We start from the raw sequence: 21624 nt of genomic DNA, 5'->3' as shown, positions 1-21624 counted from the left end.
CAAAAAGCACCAAAGCGGTTCGAGCCAGGGTTGCGCGCACTAAATTGGCACCGACGGCCCCGCCCCTCTGCAGAAGGCGTGAACCGCTTTAGCGCAGCGATCAACCTGAAAAGCCGTGGCCGACAGGGTTTTTCCGCGAGTTTGAGTTATTTAAGGTAAGGTTTTTGATGGCTTGAGGCCTTACCGCCCAGATTCAGCGCAGCCTTCAGGGCCTGCGCACCAAGGCAAAGCAAAAGCTGTACCAGACAATTGCACTGAACCTTCACCGATGCCGGTGACTCGAAACCACACGTACAGATCAGCCCATCACGGAGATACCATGGCCAGAAAAACAGCACAGACCGCGCAGGAAATATTGATGGCGGATTTTCAAACCCTGGTCAGTGACACCGAAAAGTTGCTGGACGACACCGCGATCCTGGCCGGTGACCAGGCCGACGAACTGCGCAGCAAGATCCATGAAAGCCTGCTCAAAGCCCGCGAAACCCTGCAACTGACCGAAGACTCCCTGCGCGAACGCGGCCAGGCAGCGGTAACCGCCACTGAAGATTACGTGCAGGCCAACCCTTGGCAGGCGGTGGGCATTGCCGCTGGCGTGGGGTTTCTGATCGGCCTGCTGGCTACAAGGCGCTAACACTATGTCTATCGACGAAAGCGGCTCGTCCACGGGCACACGTTCTACCTCACGACGCCTGGGCGCGGCCGTTCTAGGGCTGCTGCACAGCCACGTCGAATTGTTTGGCATCGAACTGCAGGAACAAAAGGCGCGTACCGTCAGCCTGCTGCTGTTTGCAGGCCTGGCGCTGGTGTTTGCCCTGCTGTTGCTGGTGGGGTTGTCGACGCTGGTAATGATTCTGGTATGGGACACCGGCTATCGCCTCACCGGGATCATCTGTCTATGCGTGTTTTATACCCTCGCCGCCGCGTTCTGCGGGGTGCGCCTGAAGGCGGCGGTGTTCGATGAATCCACGCCCTTCCACGCCACGCTCGAAGAGCTGGCCAATGATCGGGAGCGCCTGCTGCCATGAGCCTGACTGAAATCCCTCACACCACCTCCCGCCGGGAAATGCGCAAGGCGTTGATCCGCCTGCGCATGGAAATGCACCGCCAGGAAATCCGTCACGAGTCGCAACAATTGCTCGCACCCCTGCACAAAGTCCGCGATATGCGCCACAACTGGCAGGACAGCCTGGGCATCAAGCACGCGCCGCTGTGGGGCGTGGCGGCGGTGACGCTGATGGGCTTCTTTACCGGCAAGGGCGCCAAGGGCGGCAGCCTCAGCAGCCTTACGCGCCTGGTGCGCCTGGGTGCCGGTTTGATCCCGTTGATCAAATTGGCGATGGCCAGCTCTTCGCGTAAAGCTTGAGCCCTGCTGGCTGCATTCTTGCAAACAGAATCGGCCCGGCCCTCTTGAATGAGGGCCGGGCCTTTTTTTCGCCACCTCGCTTAAGGAGGCCCCGTGATCGACGGGCAACCGCTCGCCTGCTTCCAGCCGTTTATCGATACCGCCACCGGGCGCATTGCCGGCGTCGAGGCCCTGGGCCGACTGCGCCAGCCGGACGGCCGTTTGCAATCCGTGGGCCCGCTGTTCGACGACCCGCGCACACCGGGCGTGGCGTTGCGCCGCCTCGACCGGCAGATACGCGACAACGCGCTGAGCCGCCTGCATGAAGCCCCCGACGATTGGTTCCTGAGCCTGAATATGTCGCCGCGCTGGATCAACCGCCTGCGCCCGGGCCAGGCGTTGCCGAGCCTGAAACAGATACACAGGCATGGCGTCGACCCTGCGCGCATTGTGTTCGAGATCACCGAGTTGGGCGGCGATATACAGCGCCTGGCCGACGTGGTGGCGCGCTATCGCGCGGCGGGCGCACGTATTGCCATTGACGATTTCGGCGCTGGCTACTCCCAGCTCGACCGGGTACTGGCCTTGCAACCGGACATTCTCAAGCTGGACATGCGCCTGTTCCAGGCCGCCGCCCGAGGCGGACCGAGCAGCGACGTGGTGCGGGCGCTGGCGCAGATGGCGGAAAAGACCGGTTGCTGGATCATCGCCGAAGGCGTGGAGACCGAGGCGCAACTGAGCTTCGCCCTGGAATGCGGCTCGCGGTATGTGCAGGGCTATCTGTTTGCCCAGGCGCAGTTGGACTGGTTCGCCACCGACGCCTTCGTACCGCGTTTTGCGCAACTGCGCACGGCGTATGTGCAGCAAAAACTGGCGGAGCGCGGACGCCTCATGCACCTGCGCCAGCAACTGACCGAACTGATGAAGATCCTGCAAACCTGGGCCCAAGGCCAGGCGCCGCTGGCCCTGCTGCCGCAGCTACCGGACTTCCCCTGGTTGCTGCGCTTTTATCAGTGCGACCGGCATGGAACGCAGTTGACGCCCAACTTCGAGTGGCGCCAGGACGCGTGGCAGTCCGACAGCCGCTACCTGGGCCATAACTGGTCGTGGCGCCCGTACTTCTATCACTTGCTGGCCGAAGGTTGGGAGGAACGGCGCCTGACCCTGTCCTCGACCTACCGCGACGCCACCACCAACCAGTACTGCCTCACCGCCGGACAATTCTTCGACAATGGTCAGCGCCTGCTGTTAATCGATATTGACGCCGCCGGCCTGTAGATTTTCGCTTGCCCCGCCAAGGCGGAACCGGGAAGCTGGGAGGGTCATTTACCGCCCGGAGAGTACTCGCCTTGGATTGGCCCACCCTGCTTACCCGCGAACGTCTTGGAAAACCCCTCCACAGCCCGGAAGAATTGGGCCGCAGCCCGTTTCACAAAGACCATGACCGCATTATTTTCTCCGGTGCGTTCCGCCGCCTGGGCCGCAAGACCCAAGTGCATCCGGTGTCGAGTAACGACCATATCCACACGCGCCTGACCCACTCGCTGGAAGTCAGTTGCGTAGGCCGCTCCCTGGGCATGCGCGTTGGCGAAACCCTGCGCGGCGCCTTGCCCGATTGGTGCGACCCGAGCGACCTGGGCATGGTGGTGCAATCGGCTTGCCTGGCCCATGACATCGGCAACCCACCCTTCGGGCATTCCGGCGAAGATGCCATCCGCCATTGGTTTCAACAGGCGGCGGGGCGCGGCTGGCTGGACGACATGAGCGGTGCCGAGCGCAATGACTTTCTCAACTTCGAAGGGAACGCCCAGGGCTTCCGGGTGCTGACGCAGCTTGAATATCACCAGTTCGATGGCGGCACACGGCTGACCTACGCCACCCTGGGGACTTACCTGAAATACCCCTGGACCGCCCGCCACGCCGACTCCCTGGGCTACAAAAAACACAAATTCGGCTGTTATCAGAGCGAGCTGCCGATCCTCGAACAGATCGCCCACAAACTCGGCCTGCCGCAACTCGAAGAACAACGCTGGGCCCGTCACCCGCTGGTGTATCTGATGGAGGCCGCGGATGACATCTGCTATGCCTTGATCGACCTGGAAGACGGCCTGGAAATGGACCTGTTGGACTATGCCGAAGTCGAGTCGCTGCTGCTTAACCTGGTGGGCGACGACCTGCCGCAGACTTATCGGCAACTGGGCCCACTGGACTCACGCCGCCGCAAGCTGGCGATTTTGCGCGGCAAAGCCATTGAGCACCTGACCAACGCCGCCGCGCACGCGTTCGTCGAGCAGCAGGACGCCTTGCTGGCCGGTACCCTCCCCGGCGACCTGGTGGAGCATATGCACGGCCCGGCCAAACGCTGTGTACTGGATGCCAAAGACATGGCGCGCAAGAAAATCTTCCAGGACAAGCGCAAGACCCTGCATGAAATCGGCGCCTACACCACGCTGGAGATTCTGTTGAACGCCTTTTGCGGTGCGGCGCTGGAGCAACATGGCGGACGCACGCCGTCCTTCAAGAACCGGCGCATTCTCGACCTGCTTGGCAACAATGCGCCCAACCCTGCATGGCCATTGCACACCTCGTTCCTACGCATGATCGACTTCATCGCCGGCATGACCGACAGCTATGCCACCGAGATGGCGCGAGAGATGACCGGGCGCTCCAGCCCTCAGTAACGGAATTGATCAAGCCGTCTGCCGCCTTCAAAGAATCCCCCTACACAGGGAACAGAGCGGCCTGATCGAATTCGCACAAACACCCGGAGAATAATCGCGCACGCTCCGGGCAAACGTGGATAACTGCCCTGCGTCCCCATCGACGCTTGACTCATCGTGTACTTTCTATGCCCAGTTACCCCCTTCGTATCCTGTTGGTGGAGGACCATCCCTTTCAACTGTTGGCCACCCAGTGCCTGCTTAGAAGTTTTGGCTTCGAGCAACTGACACCGGCGGAAAACGCCGAACAAGCGATCCGCTTGATGACGCTGGCCGAGGCGCCCTTCGACATCCTCCTGTGCGACCAATGCCTGCCCGACCTGCCTGGGCTTGAGTTGATAGACATCGCCAGTCGCCAACGCTTTATCAACACCGCGATCCTGCTCAGTGGCTTGCCCTTGGCAGAACTTTCCATGCTGCAAACCCAAGCCTTGGAACGAGGCCTTCCCCTGCTCGGCTACTTGCCAAAACCCTTAAACAAACATGAACTTTCATGCTTGATCCGAGCATTGAGCCCGGCCTGAATGTAGGACGTTAAACCTATTAACCCGTCGAAAACATTCCGGCTTATCTTCACCTAATCCATCGCATCAGCATTCAGCCAGCTAGTTGCAAAACACCGGAATGCCGCTTCAGAAAGCCTTAGCAACTCGTAAGTCTTCACCTTTTTTTATGTAGGACCTTTCCTGTTTTATATCTGCCCCCCTTCGTGCTCATGCTCCACACCCTCTTCTGAGCTAATGTGCCCGCTTTATTTGCACCAGCATGGAATGTGACTATGAACACCGTTTTTATTATCGATGACCATCCGGTTATAAGGCTTGCCATCCGAATGTTGTTGGAACATGAGGGCTACAAAGTAGTGGGTGAAACGGATAACGGATGCGACGCCATACAAATGGTGCGCGAATGCCTGCCGGACCTGATCATCCTCGATATCAGCATTCCAAAACTGGACGGGCTGGAAGTGCTCTGCCGATTCAACGCCATGAATGCCTCAATGAAAACGCTGGTGCTGACGGCCCAGTCGCCGACACTCTTCGCCACGCGATGCATGCGGTCGGGCGCCGATGGGTATGTGTGCAAGGAAGGCGACCTGAGCGAGCTGCTGAGCGCTATCCGTGCCGTGCTATCCGGTTACAACTACTTCCCCAGCCAGGCATTGAATGCCGCCGGCATCGACTCCAAAGAACTCGAACTGTTCAAAGCGGTCAACGATCGCGAACTAATGGTATTGCAACTTTTTGCACAAGGCCGCACCAATAAGGAAATTGCAAAAGGTATGTTCTTGAGCAACAAGACAGTAAGTACTTATAAAAAGCGGCTGATGCAGAAACTTCAAGCCAAGTCCTTGGTAGAACTTATCGAGATGGCAAAACGAAACGCGCTAGTGTGAGAAAGCGGATGCCCAGGTGTATAAAGGACTATCTGATTATATTGAGTGCCGGTTTGTGCTTCAGCACCGCTGTGCCTGCAAACACTCAAACAAGCCCGGAACACTTCAACTTGTTGAGTCGCGCAAGCGCCATACAACTGGAGCCCAATCTGGACAAGGCGCAACGCCTGTGGTTGCAGAACAAACGCGAACTACTGCTGGGGGCCGCATCACCCGACTATCCGCCCTTCGACCTCACCTCAAGCGGTCGCGACTATGAAGGCCTTACCGCCGACTACGCTGGCCTGCTGGCTCAGGCACTGGACCTTCCGGTGAAAGTGTTGCGATATCCGTCCCGTGAGGCCGCCATACGCGCCCTGGAAACAGGCGATATCGATTTGCTGGGTTCCTCCAACGGTTTTGAAGCGGCGAACCCCAACCTGACCTTGTCAGAACCCTATGCCGTGGATCAGCCGGTACTGGTCACCCGCGAGGGCGAAACCCGCAGCCTCAGTGATGGCCTGGCGCAACTGCGCCTAGCCCTGGTCTACCACTACCTGCCGCTGGACGAGGTAGAGAAGCTGTACCCAGAGGCAATCATCCGCGCCTACCCCTCCTATCAAAACGCCCTGAATGCGGTGGCATTCGACCAGGCCGACGTGTTCCTGGGCGATACCATTTCCACCCATTACCTGATCAACAAGGGCTACCTGAAAAACATCCGCATGGCCAACTTCAGCAAGCATGAAGCCTACGGTTTCAGTTTTGCCGTGCCCCAGCACCAGCGCACCCTGTTGAGCATCGTCAACGCGGTATTAATGGCCGTGCCCATCAATGAACGGGAAGCGATTGCCAAGCGCTGGAGTGCCGGCAGCGATATCTTGCTGACTGACCACAAGCTGCAACTGACCCTTCGCGAAGAGCGTTGGCTGAAGGACAACCCGGTGGTCAGGGTGATCGTCAACGAAGCCTATGCGCCGTTGACGTTCTTCGATGCCGAAGGCAATTTTCGCGGCATCACCGCCGACCTCCTGGAGCTGATTCGCCTGCGCACCGGGTTGCGCTTCGACATCCAGCGCGGCCGGGATGTGGACGCGATGATCAACCAAATCGAGGCCGGCAAAGCGGACATCATCGGCGCCATCGTTCCCAGCACCGAACGAGAAACCCAGCTGAACTTCAGTCGCCCCTATCTGGAAAACTCCTACGTGATGTTAACGCGCAAGGAGAACCAAGCTCCCACTGGCCTGGAAGAAATGGAAGGCAAGCGGCTGGCGATCACCGTAGGCAGCCCGTTGGAAAAATTCCTGCGCGAGAATTTTCCGAAGATTCATCTGGTTGAAACAGGTGACTCCTTCAAGTCGACCGAACTACTGGTAAAAGGCGAGGTGGAGGGTGCGGTCAATACCCTGGTGGTCGCCAACTATTTCCTGTCATCGCGGGTGTTCCAGGACAAAACTCAAATCAGCTTCAGCATCGGGACGATGCCCGCCACTTTTGCGCTGGCGACCTCACGCAGCGCTAACGAACTCAGCTCGATTCTCGACAAGGCCCTGCTCAGCATCGCGCCGGATGAACTGGGGGTGATCAATAGTCGCTGGCGAGGCTACAGCGTCGACTCCGACAGCTACTGGCGCGATTACCACCAATTGATCGCGCGCATCATCATCGGGACCGGGCTGCTGCTGCTGACGTCCCTGATCTGGAACGCTTACATGCGCCGCCAGATCAAGCATCGGAAGATGGCCGAACGCGCGCTCAATGATCAGTTCGAGTTCATGCGCGCCCTCGTCAATGAAACCCCGCACCCGATCTATGTGCGTGACCGACAGGGCTTGCTGCAGACCTGCAATGACAGCTACCTGCAAGTGTTCGACGTCAAGCGTGAAGACGTGATCGGTAAAACCGTGACCCAGATCGGCACCGCCCAGGCGGCGGAGGCGGCGCAATATCACGCCGACTACCAGCGCGTGGTCGCCGAGGGCAACCCGCTGATCCTGGACCGAACCCTGCACATTCATGGCAAGAAGCTGACGATCTACCACTGGATCCTGCCGTACCGCGATTCCGTCGGTGAAGTCCAAGGCATCATCGGGGGCTGGATAGACATCAGCGAACGACGCCAACTATTCGATGAACTGCGCGCCGCCAAGGAGCAAGCCGATGAAGCCAATCGCGCCAAGAGTACGTTCCTCGCCACTATGAGCCATGAAATACGCACGCCGATGAACGCGGTGATCGGCATGCTCGAGCTGACTCTCAAGCGAGCCGACCAGGGCCACCTGGATCGGCCGGCCATCGAAGTGGCCTACAACTCAGCCAAGGATCTGCTGGAACTGATCGGCGATATCCTCGACATCGCGCGTATCGAGTCCGGCCGCCTGAGCCTGGCGCCGGAACGCGTCAACCTGCGCGAGGTGATCGAGTCGGTGGTGCGCGTCTTCGACGGCCTGGCCCGCCAGAAAACCCTCAGTTTGTTGCTGGAGTTCAAGCCCGACCTGGTCCATACCGAAGTGCTGATCGATCCACTGCGCTTCAAGCAGGTGCTGTCGAACCTGGTGAGCAATGCCATCAAGTTCACCGAGCGTGGCCAGGTGAAAATCAAGGTGGAGGTATTGCCCACCCAACTGCCGCAACAGGTCGAAATGAAATTGGTGGTGGAAGACACCGGCATCGGCATCAGCCGGGACGATCAGGCGCGCCTGTTCGAACCCTTTGCCCAGGCCGACAACTCCGGGCAACTGGCCAGGAGCGGTGCGGGCCTGGGGCTGGTGATCTGTCGCAGCCTGTGCGAAATGATGGGCGGCCAATTGAGCCTGAGCAGCGTGCCGATGGTGGGCACCCAAGTGCACGTCAGCCTGAAGATGACGCGCCTTCAACCTGAGCTGGCGAGCACCGAACCCAAGCCCGAGGCGACGGCGACCGCACCGGTGCTCAGTGTGCTGGTGGTGGACGATCACCCGGCGAACCGCTTGCTGATGTGTCAGCAGCTCGGTTTCCTGGGCCACCAGTTCACCGCGGCCCAGGACGGTGCGATGGGCTTCCAGGCCTGGCGCCAGGCGCACTTCGATCTGGTAATCGCCGACTGCAACATGCCGATCATGAATGGCTACGAGTTGAGCCGTTCTATCCGCGAATACGAGCAGCGCGAACAACTCACACCTTGCGTGGTGTTGGGCTTTACCGCCAATGCCCAGCCCGAAGAGAAGCAGCGCTGCGCCCAGGCGGGCATGAACGATTGCCTGTTCAAGCCCATCAGCCTCACGGCATTGGAGCGGCAATTGGCCCATATCCACCCTAAACCGGCTGGCCCGATGCTCGACCTCGGCAACTTCGATGCCCTGACCGGCGGCGACCCAGACATGCGCCGACGCTTGCTGGAGGAGCTGTTGAACAGCAGCCGGCATGACCGACAGCAATTGCTCACGCTGATGGCGCCGCCGGCCAAGCCCCAGGAGATTATCGAGCAGGCCCACAAGATCAAGGGCGCCGCCCGCATCGTTCAAGCCCGCTCATTGGCCGCGCAATGCGAAGTCATCGAGCAGGCCTGTGCGCGCGGCGATGACCCACCCTCGATCGAAGCCGCCGTGAAAACCCTGGAAAAGCTGATGTTGGAATTGGAAGAGAGGCTGCACATCCAGCTCGGGGAACTGAATGACCAATAACGGAGGGCGGTCCCAAGACCGCCCCTGCCGGATCAGCAATCGGTCAGGCGCAGGAAAATCGCCGCCAGCTGTTCAATACCCACTTGGTCCTGCGGGGTAAAGCGGGCCAGCGAAGGGCTGTCCAGGTCGAGAACGCCGATCAGTTGGCCGGCCTTGACCAACGGCACTACCAACTCACTGTTGGATGCACTGTCACAGGCGATATGCCCGGGGAACGCGTGTACATCCTCCACCCGCTGGGTTTGCCGCGACGCCGCTGCAGCCCCACACACCCCTCGCCCGAACGGAATACGGACACAGGCGATCTGGCCCTGAAACGGCCCCAGCACCAGCTCATCATTACGATTGAGATAAAAGCCGGCCCAGTTCAGATCGTCCAGCTGGTTAAACAGAAAGGCGGAAAACTGCGCGCTATTGGCGATGAAATCACGCTCATCGGCCAACAGCGACTCCAGCTGTGCGCAGAGCATGGCGTAGCCGTCCAGGCCGGTGCCGGCCTGCTGTAAATCGATCATGGTTGACGCTCCAGCAGTTTCAGGCCCACCCAATAGCGGGCGAATTGATACGCGCAACGGCCATTGCGGTTGCCGCGCCCGGTCGCCCAGCGCACGGCAAGAATGTCGAGCGCTTCATCCCGCTGCCATTGCAAACCGGCCTTGCCGGCCAGCTCACCCACCCAGTGCTCCACCACCTCCAGGAAGTGCTCTTGAGTAAAGGGATAGAACGACAGCCACAAGCCAAAACGGTCAGACAAGGCAATCTTGTCTTCCACCGCTTCGCTGGGGTGCAGTTCACCCTCCACACGCTTCCAATTGTCGTTGTCGCTCTGGTTTTCCGGCACCAGGTGGCGGCGGTTGGACGTGGCGTACAGCAGCACGTTTTCCGGCGCCTGCTCCAGGGAGCCGTCCAGCACACTCTTGAGTACGCGGTAGTCGCCTTCACCGGCCTCGAACGAAAGGTCGTCACAGAACAGAATGAACCGCTGCGGCAGCTTGAGCAGTTGCTCGACCACCCGCGGCAGGTCGGCCAGATGGTCACGCTCGATCTCGATCAGGCGCAAACCGGCCTGGGCATGCTGGGCCAGCAAGGCGCGCACCATCGACGATTTGCCGGTGCCACGCGAACCCCACAGCAACGCATGGTTGGCGGGCAGGCCATCGAGGAATTGTTGAGTATTGCGCGCCAGTGTTTCACGTTGCTTGTCCACGCCGATCAAGTCGGACAAGCGCATATCCAGGCTCACCTCCAGCGGCAACAGAAAACCACTGCGACCTTCGCGCTGCCAGCGGGCGGCGAGGCACTGGTTCCAGTCGATGGTTTGCCGTGGCGCGGGCAATAAGGGTTCCAGGCGGGCGAGCACGGCGTCAGCGCGCTCAAGAAAGGCATTCAATCGAGAATCCACAATTATTCCTCTGGCAACTTCCTGCAAAAGATGGCGTATTGGCAACCCTGCGACAGGCCGTACAGGGCTGCGTAAAGAACGATTCATGCCGGGCAGCAAACGCTTGTGGATGTTCAGCTATGCTTGCCGGGCGAAGGGAAACGTAACGTGGTTCAACACTCGATGGATATCAAGTTCGCCCACCGCTTGTCTTATAAACAAGCCAGATTGACTGTGCTGGTCGGTTTCGTCTTGGGAACCTTGCTCAGCCTGATCCAAATCGGCATTGATTATGCCAGCGAAGACGCATCCATCAACCGTGAAATTCGCTCGTTGATTGAAATCAGCCACAACCCCGCGTCACGCATTGCCTACAACATCGATGCCGAACTGGCCCAGGAACTGACGTTGGGCTTGTTGTACTCCCCCGCCATTACGCACGTGCAGTTGATCGACAACAACGGTGTGGTGCTGGCCGATGTCGACCGGCCGCGCAAAGAAAGCACCTATCGTCCCATCAGCGACTTTTTGTTCGGCGCCAACCGCCAGTTCGAAGACCGGCTGTTCCTGAGCCACATGCCCAACGAGTCCCTTGGCGTGCTGCGGCTGGACGTCGACACCTACGCGTTTGGCAGCCGCTTCCTGCGTCGCGCCGAGATAACCCTGCTCAACGGTTTTGCCCGCAGCCTTTTGCTGACCGGCATCCTGCTGGGCTTGTTCTACGTGATGCTGACGCAACCGCTGGTGCGCATTATCGGTGAGCTGAGCACTCGCAAACAGACCCGCCTGGACTGCCCACCGGGGCATGAACACGATGAAATCGGCGTGCTGGTAAACGTCGCCAACCAGCAATTCGACACGCTGGAAACCGAGATCCAACAGCGCCGCCATGCGGAAGACCGGTTGACGGAATATCTGGGGCAACTGGAGAACATCGTCTCCGCGCGCACCCTGGAGCTCAAGGCCAGCAACCAGCGCTTGAGCCAGTCCAACGATGAGTTGGAAGCCGCAAAGATGAGTGCATTAGGCATGGCTCAGGCCCGGGCGGCGTTCCTGGCCAATATGAGCCACGAGATTCGCACGCCGCTCAATGGCCTGTTGGGTATGATCGCGCTGTCGCTGGACAGCCCGCTGAACGCCGAACAACGTCAGCAACTGTCCATCGCCCATGACTCCGGCAAAGTACTGGTGGAGTTGCTCAACGATATTCTCGACCTGTCCAAATTCGACGCCGGCCAACTGGAGCTGGAGCACATCCCGTTCGACTTGGGGGCGCTGGTGGAAGACACCGCCAACCTGCTGTCGCAGAACGCCGCGCCAAGCGTCGAGCTGACGTGCCTGATCGACCCGCAGTTTCCATCCCAGGTACTGGGCGATCCGACCCGGGTACGGCAAATTGTCAGTAACCTACTGTCCAACGCGTTGAAGTTCACACGCTTCGGCCGGGTGGACGTGCGCCTGCGCACCCATGACGGCGGAGTGCGCGTTGAAGTGTGTGATACCGGCATCGGCATTGCGCAGGAAGCCCAGGCGAAAATTTTCCAACCGTTCACCCAGGCGGGCGCAGGGATCACTCGCCAGTTTGGCGGTACCGGCCTGGGCCTGGCGTTGACGCATAACCTGTGTGACGCGATGAAGGGACGCTTGAGCATCAGCTCGGAAGTGGGCTTTGGCAGCCAGTTCTGCGCAGACCTGCCACTGCCCACCCACCTACCGGCGGCCCAACTCGCGCCGCTCACAGGCGCAGTGATCGTCATCACCAATACCGGCAGTGGCCTGGCGGAGTTGCTCACGACCCTGCTGCCCAGTTGGGGGCTGGCACCGCGTTGCTTAACCCTGGATGACGACTTGAGCGGGCAAACGCCCGACCTGCTGATTACCGACTGCCCGGAATGCCTGTTCCGCATACGGCCGGGTATTACCGCGCCCATTTTGCTGGTGACGGCCTACGGCAACTTTATGCCCAGCGAAGAAGTCGCCGCCCTGGCGCCGCTGCAGCAACAGGCACGCCCTTTGAGCCGCAGCGCGTTGCACCAGATCCTGCAACGCAACTTGCGCACCGACGCGCACCTGGTACTTGACCCGATCCAGCTGGACGCCGCCCCGCTCGCACATCGGGCGCGAATCCTGCTGGTGGAGGACAACCCCGTCAACCAATTGGTGGCCAAAGGCATGCTCAGCAAGCTGGGTTGCGAAGTGATCGTGGCCGCCCACGGTGGCGAAGCGCTCAGATTTCTCGAAGAACAACGCTTCGACATGGTGTTGATGGACTGCAACATGCCGGTGATGGACGGCTACGAGGCCAGCCGGCAGATACGCCACAGCGGACGCTGGCCGGAATTACCGATTGTCGCGTTGACGGCCAACGCCATGTCCGAAGAACGCGAGCGCTGCCGTGCGGCGGGAATGAACGATTACCTGGCCAAGCCGTTCCGCCGCGAAGAACTCAACGCCCTGCTGGACCTGTGGGTGCCGACGACGACAGCGCTGTGACCTGTGCCAGCAATTGATCCAGACCGTCGCGCAGGGCGTCGGCCTGGTTCAGGTCGACGCCGCTGTCGCACAACAGCCGGGCCTTCAGGGCGAGGGTCCGATCACGCAGTTGCGCGCCGGTGTCACTCAGGCTCAGGTGCACTTCGCGTTCATCCTGGGCACTGCGTCGGCGTCGCACCCACGCCAGTTGCTCCAGGCGCTTGAGCAAGGGTGTCAACGTGCCTGAGTCGAGCATCAGACGCTCACCCAAGGCCTTGACCGTAGGTTGTGCCGGGGGAGCGTCGTGCCACTCCCACAACACCAACATCGCCAAATATTGCGGGTACGTCAGGCCCAACTGATCGAGCATCGGCTTGTAGGCGCGGGTTACCGCGCGTGAAGCCGCGTAGAGCTTGAAGCACAGCTGGTTGTCCAGCGCCAGGGATACAGCGGGCAAATCGGTCATTTGAGCAGCGCTTCGATCTCTTGAGTCAGGTCCTGGGGCTTGGTAGTCGGGCCGAAGCGCTTGACCACCTGGCCGTCATGGCCGACGAGGAACTTGGTGAAGTTCCACTTGATACCCTTGGAGCCGAGCAAGCCCGGCGCGCGTTTCTTCAGTTGGACGAACAGCGGGTGGGCGTCGCTGCCATTGACGTCGATCTTTTTGAACAACGGGAAACTGACACCGAAGTTCAGCTCGCAGAACTCGGAAATAGCGCCTTCGTCACCCGGCTCCTGCTTGCCGAACTGGTTGCAGGGGAACCCCAGCACCACCAGGCCCTGATCCTTGTATTGCTGCCAGAGCTGTTCAAGGCCCTTGTACTGCGGGGTGAAGCCACATTTGCTGGCAGTGTTGACCACCAGCACAGCCTTGCCCGAGAAGTCGGCCAAGGTCTTTTGCTCGCCCTTGATGGTGGTGCAGGGGATGCTCAGCAGGTTGTCGCTCATGGCAGTGCCTCGACGTCAGAGAAAGGCGATAAAAATAGCGAGCAATTCAATTGTGTGCAATTTAATTGACCACACTTATAACCCGTTATAGATCGCCCCCGCACGCAAATGCAAAGGCTGGGGGCGATCATGGCTTAGCGCGGCACCAGGTCCAGGCACACCGAGTTGATGCAGTAACGCAAGCCTGTCGGCGGCGGGCCATCCGGGAACACATGGCCCAGGTGCGCGTCGCATTTGGCACAGGTGACTTCGGTGCGAATCATGCCGTGGCTGACGTCACGGATCTCGACCATCGCGCTGTCGGCGATCGGCTCATAGAAGCTGGGCCAGCCGCAGCCGGAGTCAAACTTGGCCTTGGAATCGAACAGCGGCTCATTGCAGCAAATGCAGTGGTACACGCCGTCGGTCTTGGTGGCGTTGTACTTGCCGCTGAAAGGTCGCTCGGTGCCCTTGAGGCGGCACACGTTGTACTGCTCCGGATCGAGCATGGCCTTCCATTCTTCAACGGTCTTCTGCAACTTTTCCATCGGTACACCTCGGCAACTGAAAAAGCCTGATCTGTGTCTTTTCCATGGATCAGGCGGCACGTATGATTGCGCCTCTTCAAAACGCCAGTCTGGCACCCGCGCTATCGGCATTCAAACGTATTTATGGGTGCGCGCCTCGCGGGATTTCACAGTACGGTAGTGTCCACGCCGTCTGGATCGTTCATTTTCAGGATCACATCGCCATGCAGGTCAGCAAATCGAACAAGCTCGCCAACGTCTGCTATGACATTCGCGGCCCAGTGCTCAAGCACGCCAAACGCCTGGAAGAGGAAGGCCATCGCATCCTCAAGCTGAACATCGGCAACCCGGCGCCCTTTGGTTTCGAAGCGCCCGACGAGATCCTGCAGGACGTGATCCGCAACCTACCTACCGCCCAGGGCTACAGCGACTCCAAGGGCCTGTTCAGCGCGCGCAAGGCGGTGATGCAGTACTACCAGCAAAAGCAGGTGGAAGGTGTCGGCATCGAAGACATCTACCTGGGCAATGGCGTGTCCGAGCTGATCGTGATGTCCATGCAGGCACTGCTCAACAACGGCGACGAAGTGCTGGTGCCCGCACCTGACTACCCGCTGTGGACCGCTGCCGTGACCCTGGCCGGCGGCCACCCGGTGCACTACCTGTGCGATGAGGGCGCCGACTGGTTCCCGGACCTGGCCGACATCAAGGCCAAGATCACCCCTAACACCAAGGCCCTGGTGATCATCAACCCGAACAACCCTACCGGCGCGGTGTATTCCAAGGAAGTGCTGCTGGGCATGCTCGAACTGGCGCGCCAGCACAACCTGGTGGTGTTTTCCGACGAGATCTACGACAAGATCCTCTACGATGACGCCGTGCACATCTGCACCGCCTCCCTGGCACCGGACCTGTTGTGCCTGACGTTCAACGGGTTGTCCAAGTCCTACCGCGTGGCGGGGTTCCGCTCCGGCTGGATCGCCATCTCCGGCCCGAAACACAATGCCCAGAGCTACATCGAGGGCATCGATATGCTGGCCAATATGCGCCTGTGCGCCAATGTGCCGAGCCAGCACGCGATCCAGACCGCCCTGGGCGGTTACCAGAGCATCAACGACCTGATACTGCCCCAGGGCCGCCTGCTGGAACAACGCAACCGTACCTGGGAGCTGCTCAACGCAATCCCGGGCGTGAGCTGCGTAAAACCCATGGGCGCGTTGTACGCCTTTCCCCGGATCGACCCGAAAGTCTGCCCGATCCTCAATGATGAGAAGTTCGTGCTCGACCTGCTGCTGTCGGAAAAACTGCTGGTGGTCCAGGGCACCGCGTTCAACTGGCCATGGCCGGATCACTTCCGCGTGGTGACCTTGCCGCGTGTGGACGACCTGGAAATGGCCATTGGTCGTATCGGCCATTTCCTCAAGTCCTATCGCCAGTAGCGAAAATCGCGCTGTACGAGCGACATCCGGTCGTACAGCGATTATCTGGCAACACTTCTCTGTGCGTGGCCGTTCGAAGCCCTTGAGTTGCCCCTCTTCAGCCGCCGGCCCCCTATAATTGCAGGGCTGTGAGGCAACCGGAGGCTAATCAGGGGTTATATTCCGGGTCGGAAAATCCCTTCAGGGCTCTACATCCAGGCTGTAGGACACAGTTTGAAATAGTCGCCCGGTTGAATCACCCCAGGCTGCACCTTATATACCCCGCAGTAAGCGACATATTAAGCATGAGGAGAACTCTACAACCATGATGCGCATCCTGCTGTTCTTGGCCACTAACCTGGCGGTCGTGCTGATTGCCAGTGTCACCCTGAGCCTTTTCGGGTTCAACGGGTTCATGGCGGCCAACGGGGTTGATCTGAACCTCAATCAGCTGCTGATCTTCTGTGCGGTCTTTGGTTTTGCCGGCTCGCTTTTCTCGCTGTTCATCTCCAAGTGGATGGCGAAGATGAGCACCAGCACCCAGATCATCACTCAACCACGCACTCGCCATGAACAATGGCTGATGCAAACCGTGGAGCAGTTGTCTCAAGAAGCAGGTATCAAAATGCCCGAGGTGGGGATTTTCCCTGCTTATGAAGCCAACGCCTTCGCCACGGGCTGGAATAAGAACGACGCCCTTGTGGCCGTGAGCCAGGGGCTTCTGGAGCGTTTTTCGCCCGATGAAGTAAAAGCGGTGCTGGCCCATGAAATCGGTCACGTGGCCAATGGCGACATGGTCACCCTGGCATTGGTGCAGGGCGTGGTGAACACCTTTGTCATGTTCTTCGCGCGGATCATCGGTAACTTTGTCGACAAGGTGATCTTCAAGAATGAAGGCGGTCGCGGCATCGCCTACTTCGTGGCGACCATCTTCGCTGAAGTGATACTGGGCTTCCTGGCCAGCGCCATCGTGATGTGGTTCTCGCGCAAACGCGAGTTCCGCGCAGACGAAGCCGGCGCACGCCTGGCGGGCACCAGCGCAATGATCGGCGCACTGCAACGCCTGCGCTCCGAACAGGGCCTGCCGGTGCATATGCCCGACAGCCTGACCGCCTTCGGCATCAACGGCGGCATCAAGCAAGGCCTGGCTCGCATGTTCATGAGCCACCCGCCGCTGGAAGAACGCATCGACGCACTGCGTCGTCGCGGCTGATAGCATCGGCAAACACAAAAGGAGCGACTGGATCGCTCCTTTTTTGTGAGCCCCGGTTTATTCCAGCACGAGCCTGTAGACCCGCTCGTCGAGGTGCGTGACGCCGTCCTGCACGAACTTCCAGCTCTCGCTCAGGATGTCTTGCTCTGCAAGCTTCCGCTGGGTCCAGTGCGACCCGAACAGAACCCTCACTTCGTCATCCGTTACTGCAAAGGGTGGGCCGGCCTTTTGCGTCTGGTCGTAGTCGAGGGTGACCAGCAACCCTTGGCAGCCCTGCTGCAACAGGCCGCTTAGATGCTCGGCGTACCGCGCGCGCATCAATGGCGGCAAGGCAATCAACGCGGCACGGTCGTAGAGCGCGGTGCAATCGGCCACTGCGTCCGCAGCCAGGGCGAAGAAGTCACCGCACCACAGTTCAATCGAACCCGCCTGGTACACCTTGAATTCGCCCCGTCGAGTGATGCGAGGCGTCAGATTCTGCTCGTCAAAGAACGCTTCAACCGCCAGCTCCGACAGTTCTATACCGAGCACAGGGTGCCCATGACTGGCCAGCCAGATCAGGTCCAGGCTTTTGCCACACAATGGCACCAGCACCTTGGCGCCTTCAGCCAAGTCCAGCTGCGGCCAATACTGGAGTAGGTAAGGGTTGACCTCGGACAAGTGAAAGCCGATCTGATTGCGCGCCCAGCGCTCTTGCCAAAATGTGGGCTCCATGGGGTCACCTCTGAAAAATCGATCAAATAGCGCTAAAACTTATATTAGATTTAGATCAATGATCTGATTGAAGATGGGCTCATGTTAACGCTCAGGACCCCTCTTATGCTCCCTAGCCTGTTTATCTCTCACGGTTCGCCGATGCTCGCCCTGCAACCCGGCGCCAGTGGCCCGGCGCTGCAACGTTTGGCGGCGCAAATAACCCGCCCGAAGGCGATTGTGGTGGTGTCGGCACACTGGGAAAGCCATGAACTGCTGGTCAGCGGCAGTGCGGCGCCCGAAACCTGGCACGACTTCGGCGGCTTCCCTCGCGAGCTGTTTGCCGTGCAATACCCGGCACCGGGCGACCCGCAGCTGGCGGGCGAGATCGTCGAACGCTTGCACGCCGATGGCCTGGCAGCTCGAATCGATGACAAACGCCCTTTCGACCACGGCGCCTGGGTGCCGCTGTCGCTGATGTACCCCGAGGCGGATATCCCGGTGGTCCAGGTTTCCCTGCCCAGCCGAATGGGCCCTGCCCTGCAAACCCGAGTCGGACACGCCTTGGCGGGGCTGCGTGAACAAGACATGCTGCTGATCGGTTCCGGCAGCATCACCCATAACCTGGGAGAGCTGGACTGGCATGCCGGGCCTGAAAGCATCGAGCCCTGGGCACGCGACTTTCGCGATTGGATGGTAGACAAGCTGACTGCCGATGATGAAGCCGCGCTGCACGATTACCGGCGCCAGGCCCCACATGCCGTGCGCAGCCACCCCAGCGATGAGCATCTGTTGCCGCTGTACTTTGCGCGCGGTGCCGGCGGTCAGTTCAACATCGCGCACCAAGGCTTCACCATGGGCGCCCTGGGAATGGACATCTATCGCTTCGGCTGACGCAGATCCCGAATTTCCAGACAAAAAAAATCCCCGAACCAGTCGGGGATTTTTTATCTGCGATCAATCAGCCAAGAGGCGGATCAATCTTCGCGGTAGCGACGCAGCTTCAACTGCTTACCGGCCACGCGAGTGTCTTTCAGCTTGGTCAGCAGTTTTTCCAGACCGTCTTCCGGCAGCTCTACCAACGAGAAGCTGTCACGAACCTGGATGCGACCGATGGCTTCACGTGCCAGGCCACCCTCATTGAGGATAGCGCCCAGTAGGTTCTTGGCGGCGATACCGTCACGCGCGCCCAGCGCGGTACGGCAACGAGCACGACCTTCAGCCAATGGAACCGGAGCACGACGCTCACGATCGCCACGGTCCGGGCGGTCGCCGGTACGCTCTGGACGATCACCGCGTGGCGCGTTGTTCGGTACCAGCGGGCGTTCTTTCTCGATGGCGGCCAGGGTCAGGGCCTGACCGTTGGTAGCTTTGCGCAGCAGGGCTGCGGCCAGGGCACGCGGGGTGCACCCGATATCGGCGGTCAGGCGGTCCAGCAGATCGCCGTGGGTCGATTCGGCGTCAGCCACCAGCGGTGCCAGGCTGTTGGTCAGTTTCTTGATGCGGGCATCAAGAACGGCCTGGGCATCCGGCAGGCGGACTTCGGCGACTTTCTGACCGGTTACGCGCTCGATCACTTGCAGCATGCGGCGCTCACGTGGAGTCACCAGCAGCAGTGCGCGACCTTCGCGACCCGCACGGCCGGTACGGCCGATACGGTGAACGTAGGACTCCGGATCGTAAGGCATGTCAACGTTGAACACGTGGGTGATACGTGGAACGTCTAGACCACGAGCGGCTACGTCGGTTGCCACAACGATGTCCAGGCGGCCATCCTTGAGGGAATCGATGACGCGCTCACGCTGGTTCTGGGCAATGTCACCGTTCAGCGCAGCGGCTTTATAGCCTTTGGCTTCCAGGGCACTGGCCAGGTCCAGGGTCGCTTGCTTGGTGCGCACGAACATGATCAGGGCATCGAAGTCTTCGACTTCCAGCAGGCTCAATACAGCCGAGGTCTTCTGGTCAGCGTGAACCAACAGGTGAGCCTGTTCGATCGCGGTAACGGTCTGGGTCTTGGTCTGGATCTTCACGTGTTGCGGATCGCGCAGGTGGCGTTCGGCAATGGCACGGATCGACTGTGGCAGGGTAGCCGAGAACAGTACGGTCTGACGGGTCGGTGGCAGAGCCTTGAAGATGACTTCCAAGTCATCCATGAAGCCCAGCTTGAGCATTTCGTCAGCTTCGTCGAGCACCAGGTGATTCACGGTCGACAGGACTTTTTCGTCGCGACGCAGGTGGTCGCACAGACGGCCCGGGGTGGCGACGACGATCTGTGCGCCGTTACGGATGGCTTTCAGTTGTGGGCCCATAGGCGCGCCGCCGTAAACGGCCACAACGGTTACGCCTGGCATTTGCTTGGCGTAGGTTTCGAAAGCGGTTGCTACTTGCAGCGCCAACTCACGGGTTGGCGCCAGGATCAGGGCTTGCGGTTCGCGCTTTGCAGGATCGATGCAGTGCAGGATAGGCAGGGCGAACGCGGCGGTTTTACCGGTACCGGTTTGCGCCTGGCCAATCATGTCCTGGCCGGCCATGATGATCGGGATCGATTGCTGCTGAATAGCCGAAGGTTCTTCGTAGCCGGTCGCAATGACGGCAGCGAGAATGTTCGGGTTAAGATTAAAAGCGGCGAAGCCGCCGGTTTCCTGGGTCATGGGTCTGCCTCTAAGTGCATCCGCAAAGACCCATGCTCCAAAGCTGCGCATGCCGTGTTGAGACTCAAGAGTCGCCCTGGCTGCTTTGTCGGCGGGGATTTGCGAAAACGAATGAATGAAAAAGATTCGTCAAGGAAGAGTCCGCTGTGCGGACGTGCAGCCGAAGCTGACTTCGGGGAATTGCGCTACCTAAACGCGGCCCGGTTAAAGGCCGGCGCGCACTATACCGGAAATACCTGAAAAAGGGAGCTTTTTTTATCAGCAAGCGCCGATAAACCGCGCTGAATCACAGTCTTTGCAGATAACACCGCCAGGGTCTATTTTTAAAGGCCCGGCGCTGTTGGTCATAAAGCTTAAACGGTTCACCCAACCCTGAAGACCTTTGGTCCGAAACCCTTCCCCGCACCCGAGGGCACCCCCGATGAATCTAGCCAGCAGCAGCCGTGTCAGTCGTGAACTCCAGGGCCATGTCCTGCTGTTGGGCCTGGACCGGGTGGCCAAGCGCAACGCCTTTGACCTGGAGTTGCTCAACCAATTGAGCCTGGCGTATGGCGAATTTGATCGAAACGAGGCTGCACGCGTCGCGGTGGTATTTGCTCACGGCGACCACTTCACCGCCGGCCTGGACCTGGCCAATGTCAGCGCCGTGATGGCCGGGGGCTGGCAGCCGCCACTGGGAGGCTGTGATCCATGGGGCGTATTTGCCGGCCCACGCGTGAGCAAGCCGGTGATTGTCGCCGCCCAGGGTTACTGCCTGACGCTCGGTATCGAGTTGATGCTGGCGGCTGATATCAACCTGTGCGCGAGCAATACGCGCTTTGCGCAGATGGAAGTACAGCGTGGGATCTTTCCGTTTGGCGGCGCGACATTGCGCTTTCATCAGATCGCCGGCTGGGGTAACGCCATGCGTTGGCTGCTTACCGGCGATGAATTCGATGCCCATGAAGCGCTGCGCCTGGGGCTGGTGCAGGAAGTGATGGCCAGCGAGGACCTGCTACCGCGTGCCATCGAACTGGCCAGCCGCATCGCCCGCCAGGCACCGCTGGGCGTGCAGGCTACGTTGATGTCGGCACGGTTGGCGCGCATGGAAGGCGAGACGGTGGCCGCCGCAGCCTTGCCGCCGATGGTGGACAAATTGTTTAACAGCGAAGATGCCAGGGAAGGGGTGCGGGCAATGGTCGAGAAGCGGCCGGGAGTGTTCAAGGGGATTTGAGTTGGCTGTACGGCCGCCATCGGGAGC

At 60.0% G+C, this 21624-nt stretch carries 20 protein-coding genes; 13 read left to right on the top strand and 7 right to left on the bottom strand.

Annotated elements, in window-relative coordinates; translation table 11 throughout:
- Positions 1-319 precede the first annotated feature (319 nt).
- The 8 genes from KSS96_RS09205 (at position 320) to KSS96_RS09170 (ending at position 9105) form a co-directional block, all read left to right on the top strand.
- On the top strand, positions 320-634 hold the full coding sequence (locus tag KSS96_RS09205) for an ElaB/YgaM/YqjD family protein (protein ID WP_017529352.1): 315 nt from the start codon (positions 320-322) through the stop codon (positions 632-634).
- A gap of 4 nt (positions 635-638) precedes the next feature.
- Positions 639-1028 carry a phage holin family protein gene (locus KSS96_RS09200; RefSeq protein ID WP_017529353.1) on the top strand — a complete coding sequence of 130 codons (390 nt, stop codon included), beginning with the start codon at positions 639-641 and terminating at the stop codon, positions 1026-1028.
- On the top strand, positions 1025-1366 hold the full coding sequence (locus tag KSS96_RS09195; protein WP_017529354.1) for a hypothetical protein: 342 nt from the start codon (positions 1025-1027) through the stop codon (positions 1364-1366). The genes KSS96_RS09200 and KSS96_RS09195 overlap by 4 nt, the downstream gene beginning before the upstream one ends.
- Positions 1367-1459: 93 nt before the next feature.
- Positions 1460-2623: an EAL domain-containing protein gene (locus KSS96_RS09190; RefSeq protein ID WP_065877948.1), complete on the top strand. Its 1164-nt coding sequence runs from the start codon at positions 1460-1462 to the stop codon at positions 2621-2623.
- Positions 2624-2694: 71 nt separating this feature from the next.
- Positions 2695-4026, top strand: coding sequence for a deoxyguanosinetriphosphate triphosphohydrolase (locus KSS96_RS09185; RefSeq protein WP_017529356.1), 1332 nt, complete (start codon positions 2695-2697; stop codon positions 4024-4026).
- Between the two features lie 167 nt (positions 4027-4193).
- Positions 4194-4589 carry a response regulator gene (locus tag KSS96_RS09180; RefSeq protein ID WP_065877946.1) on the top strand — a complete coding sequence of 132 codons (396 nt, stop codon included), beginning with the start codon at positions 4194-4196 and terminating at the stop codon, positions 4587-4589.
- 254 nt (positions 4590-4843) lie between these two features.
- A complete protein-coding gene (locus tag KSS96_RS09175) occupies positions 4844-5461 on the top strand; it encodes a response regulator transcription factor (RefSeq protein WP_017529358.1) in 618 nt (205 codons plus the stop codon).
- An 8-nt stretch (positions 5462-5469) separates the two neighbouring features.
- Positions 5470-9105 (top strand): transporter substrate-binding domain-containing protein, encoded by a 3636-nt coding sequence (locus tag KSS96_RS09170; RefSeq protein ID WP_065876586.1) that lies wholly within the window; start codon positions 5470-5472, stop codon positions 9103-9105.
- A 32-nt stretch (positions 9106-9137) separates the two neighbouring features.
- On the opposite strand, the gene KSS96_RS09165 is transcribed toward KSS96_RS09170, so the two are convergent.
- Complete coding sequence (locus KSS96_RS09165) at positions 9138-9620, bottom strand: free L-methionine (R)-S-oxide reductase MsrC (protein WP_017529360.1); 483 nt, start codon at positions 9618-9620, stop codon at positions 9138-9140.
- Complete coding sequence (locus KSS96_RS09160; protein ID WP_065876587.1) at positions 9617-10507, bottom strand: ATP-binding protein; 891 nt, start codon at positions 10505-10507, stop codon at positions 9617-9619. Before KSS96_RS09160 ends, KSS96_RS09165 begins: the two co-directional genes overlap by 4 nt.
- Before the next feature lie 162 nt (positions 10508-10669).
- On the opposite strand from KSS96_RS09160, the gene KSS96_RS09155 reads away from it, so the two are divergent.
- Complete coding sequence (locus KSS96_RS09155; RefSeq protein WP_026067383.1) at positions 10670-12979, top strand: hybrid sensor histidine kinase/response regulator; 2310 nt, start codon at positions 10670-10672, stop codon at positions 12977-12979.
- Here the strand turns inward: KSS96_RS09155 and KSS96_RS09150 are convergent.
- The 3 genes from KSS96_RS09150 to msrB form a co-directional block, all read right to left on the bottom strand.
- Positions 12933-13424 carry a MarR family winged helix-turn-helix transcriptional regulator gene (locus KSS96_RS09150; protein WP_017529363.1) on the bottom strand — a complete coding sequence of 164 codons (492 nt, stop codon included), beginning with the start codon at positions 13422-13424 and terminating at the stop codon, positions 12933-12935. The two genes, KSS96_RS09155 and KSS96_RS09150, sit on opposite strands and share 47 nt — an antisense overlap.
- A complete protein-coding gene (locus KSS96_RS09145) occupies positions 13421-13906 on the bottom strand; it encodes a glutathione peroxidase (RefSeq protein WP_017529364.1) in 486 nt (161 codons plus the stop codon). The genes KSS96_RS09150 and KSS96_RS09145 overlap by 4 nt, the downstream gene beginning before the upstream one ends.
- A 134-nt stretch (positions 13907-14040) precedes the next feature.
- Positions 14041-14433 carry a peptide-methionine (R)-S-oxide reductase MsrB gene (gene msrB, locus KSS96_RS09140; protein WP_017529365.1) on the bottom strand — a complete coding sequence of 131 codons (393 nt, stop codon included), beginning with the start codon at positions 14431-14433 and terminating at the stop codon, positions 14041-14043.
- 203 nt (positions 14434-14636) lie between these two features.
- On the opposite strand from msrB, the gene KSS96_RS09135 reads away from it, so the two are divergent.
- Together KSS96_RS09135 and htpX are read left to right on the top strand one after the other, a co-directional pair.
- Positions 14637-15848, top strand: a complete 1212-nt coding sequence (locus KSS96_RS09135; RefSeq protein WP_017529366.1) for a pyridoxal phosphate-dependent aminotransferase — start codon at positions 14637-14639, stop codon at positions 15846-15848.
- Between the two features lie 304 nt (positions 15849-16152).
- Positions 16153-17040 carry a protease HtpX gene (gene htpX, locus KSS96_RS09130; protein WP_017529367.1) on the top strand — a complete coding sequence of 296 codons (888 nt, stop codon included), beginning with the start codon at positions 16153-16155 and terminating at the stop codon, positions 17038-17040.
- 57 nt (positions 17041-17097) lie between these two features.
- On the opposite strand, the gene KSS96_RS09125 is transcribed toward htpX, so the two are convergent.
- Positions 17098-17754 carry a thiopurine S-methyltransferase gene (locus tag KSS96_RS09125; protein WP_065876588.1) on the bottom strand — a complete coding sequence of 219 codons (657 nt, stop codon included), beginning with the start codon at positions 17752-17754 and terminating at the stop codon, positions 17098-17100.
- 105 nt (positions 17755-17859) lie between these two features.
- Between KSS96_RS09125 and KSS96_RS09120 the strand changes: the two genes are divergently transcribed.
- Positions 17860-18627 (top strand): DODA-type extradiol aromatic ring-opening family dioxygenase, encoded by a 768-nt coding sequence (locus tag KSS96_RS09120; RefSeq protein WP_068935767.1) that lies wholly within the window; start codon positions 17860-17862, stop codon positions 18625-18627.
- 83 nt (positions 18628-18710) lie between these two features.
- Here KSS96_RS09120 and KSS96_RS09115 read toward each other — a convergent pair whose 3' ends face one another.
- Positions 18711-20384, bottom strand: a complete 1674-nt coding sequence (locus KSS96_RS09115; protein WP_003233351.1) for a DEAD/DEAH box helicase — start codon at positions 20382-20384, stop codon at positions 18711-18713.
- A 421-nt stretch (positions 20385-20805) separates the two neighbouring features.
- Between KSS96_RS09115 and KSS96_RS09110 the strand changes: the two genes are divergently transcribed.
- The gene (locus KSS96_RS09110) at positions 20806-21597 is read left to right on the top strand and encodes a crotonase/enoyl-CoA hydratase family protein (RefSeq protein ID WP_017529370.1); all 792 of its coding nucleotides are present in this window, start codon (positions 20806-20808) and stop codon (positions 21595-21597) included.
- Positions 21598-21624: the final 27 nt, after the last annotated feature.

The organism is Pseudomonas asgharzadehiana (assembly GCF_019139815.1).
Taxonomy (GTDB): domain Bacteria; phylum Pseudomonadota; class Gammaproteobacteria; order Pseudomonadales; family Pseudomonadaceae; genus Aquipseudomonas; species Aquipseudomonas asgharzadehiana.
The sequence above is the reverse complement of the archived record's forward strand: the minus strand, read 5'-3'. Positions and strand labels throughout refer to the sequence as shown.

Excerpts from the sequence above, each read along its gene's own strand:
- KSS96_RS09155 (WP_026067383.1), top strand. The coding sequence starts at position 10,670 with ATGGATATCAAGTTCGCCCACCGCTTGTCTTATAAACAAGCCAGATTG.
- KSS96_RS09200 (WP_017529353.1), top strand. The coding sequence starts at position 639 with ATGTCTATCGACGAAAGCGGCTCGTCCACGGGCACACGTTCTACCTCA.
- KSS96_RS09175 (WP_017529358.1), top strand. The coding sequence starts at position 4,844 with ATGAACACCGTTTTTATTATCGATGACCATCCGGTTATAAGGCTTGCC.
- KSS96_RS09135 (WP_017529366.1), top strand. The coding sequence starts at position 14,637 with ATGCAGGTCAGCAAATCGAACAAGCTCGCCAACGTCTGCTATGACATT.
- KSS96_RS09165 (WP_017529360.1), bottom strand. The coding sequence starts at position 9,620 with ATGATCGATTTACAGCAGGCCGGCACCGGCCTGGACGGCTACGCCATG.
- KSS96_RS09110 (WP_017529370.1), top strand. The coding sequence starts at position 20,806 with ATGAATCTAGCCAGCAGCAGCCGTGTCAGTCGTGAACTCCAGGGCCAT.
- KSS96_RS09115 (WP_003233351.1), bottom strand. The coding sequence starts at position 20,384 with ATGACCCAGGAAACCGGCGGCTTCGCCGCTTTTAATCTTAACCCGAAC.
- htpX (WP_017529367.1), top strand. The coding sequence starts at position 16,153 with ATGATGCGCATCCTGCTGTTCTTGGCCACTAACCTGGCGGTCGTGCTG.
- KSS96_RS09205 (WP_017529352.1), top strand. The coding sequence starts at position 320 with ATGGCCAGAAAAACAGCACAGACCGCGCAGGAAATATTGATGGCGGAT.
- KSS96_RS09150 (WP_017529363.1), bottom strand. The coding sequence starts at position 13,424 with ATGACCGATTTGCCCGCTGTATCCCTGGCGCTGGACAACCAGCTGTGC.
- KSS96_RS09125 (WP_065876588.1), bottom strand. The coding sequence starts at position 17,754 with ATGGAGCCCACATTTTGGCAAGAGCGCTGGGCGCGCAATCAGATCGGC.
- msrB (WP_017529365.1), bottom strand. The coding sequence starts at position 14,433 with ATGGAAAAGTTGCAGAAGACCGTTGAAGAATGGAAGGCCATGCTCGAT.
- KSS96_RS09180 (WP_065877946.1), top strand. The coding sequence starts at position 4,194 with ATGCCCAGTTACCCCCTTCGTATCCTGTTGGTGGAGGACCATCCCTTT.
- KSS96_RS09120 (WP_068935767.1), top strand. The coding sequence starts at position 17,860 with ATGCTCCCTAGCCTGTTTATCTCTCACGGTTCGCCGATGCTCGCCCTG.
- KSS96_RS09195 (WP_017529354.1), top strand. The coding sequence starts at position 1,025 with ATGAGCCTGACTGAAATCCCTCACACCACCTCCCGCCGGGAAATGCGC.
- KSS96_RS09145 (WP_017529364.1), bottom strand. The coding sequence starts at position 13,906 with ATGAGCGACAACCTGCTGAGCATCCCCTGCACCACCATCAAGGGCGAG.
- KSS96_RS09170 (WP_065876586.1), top strand. The coding sequence starts at position 5,470 with ATGCCCAGGTGTATAAAGGACTATCTGATTATATTGAGTGCCGGTTTG.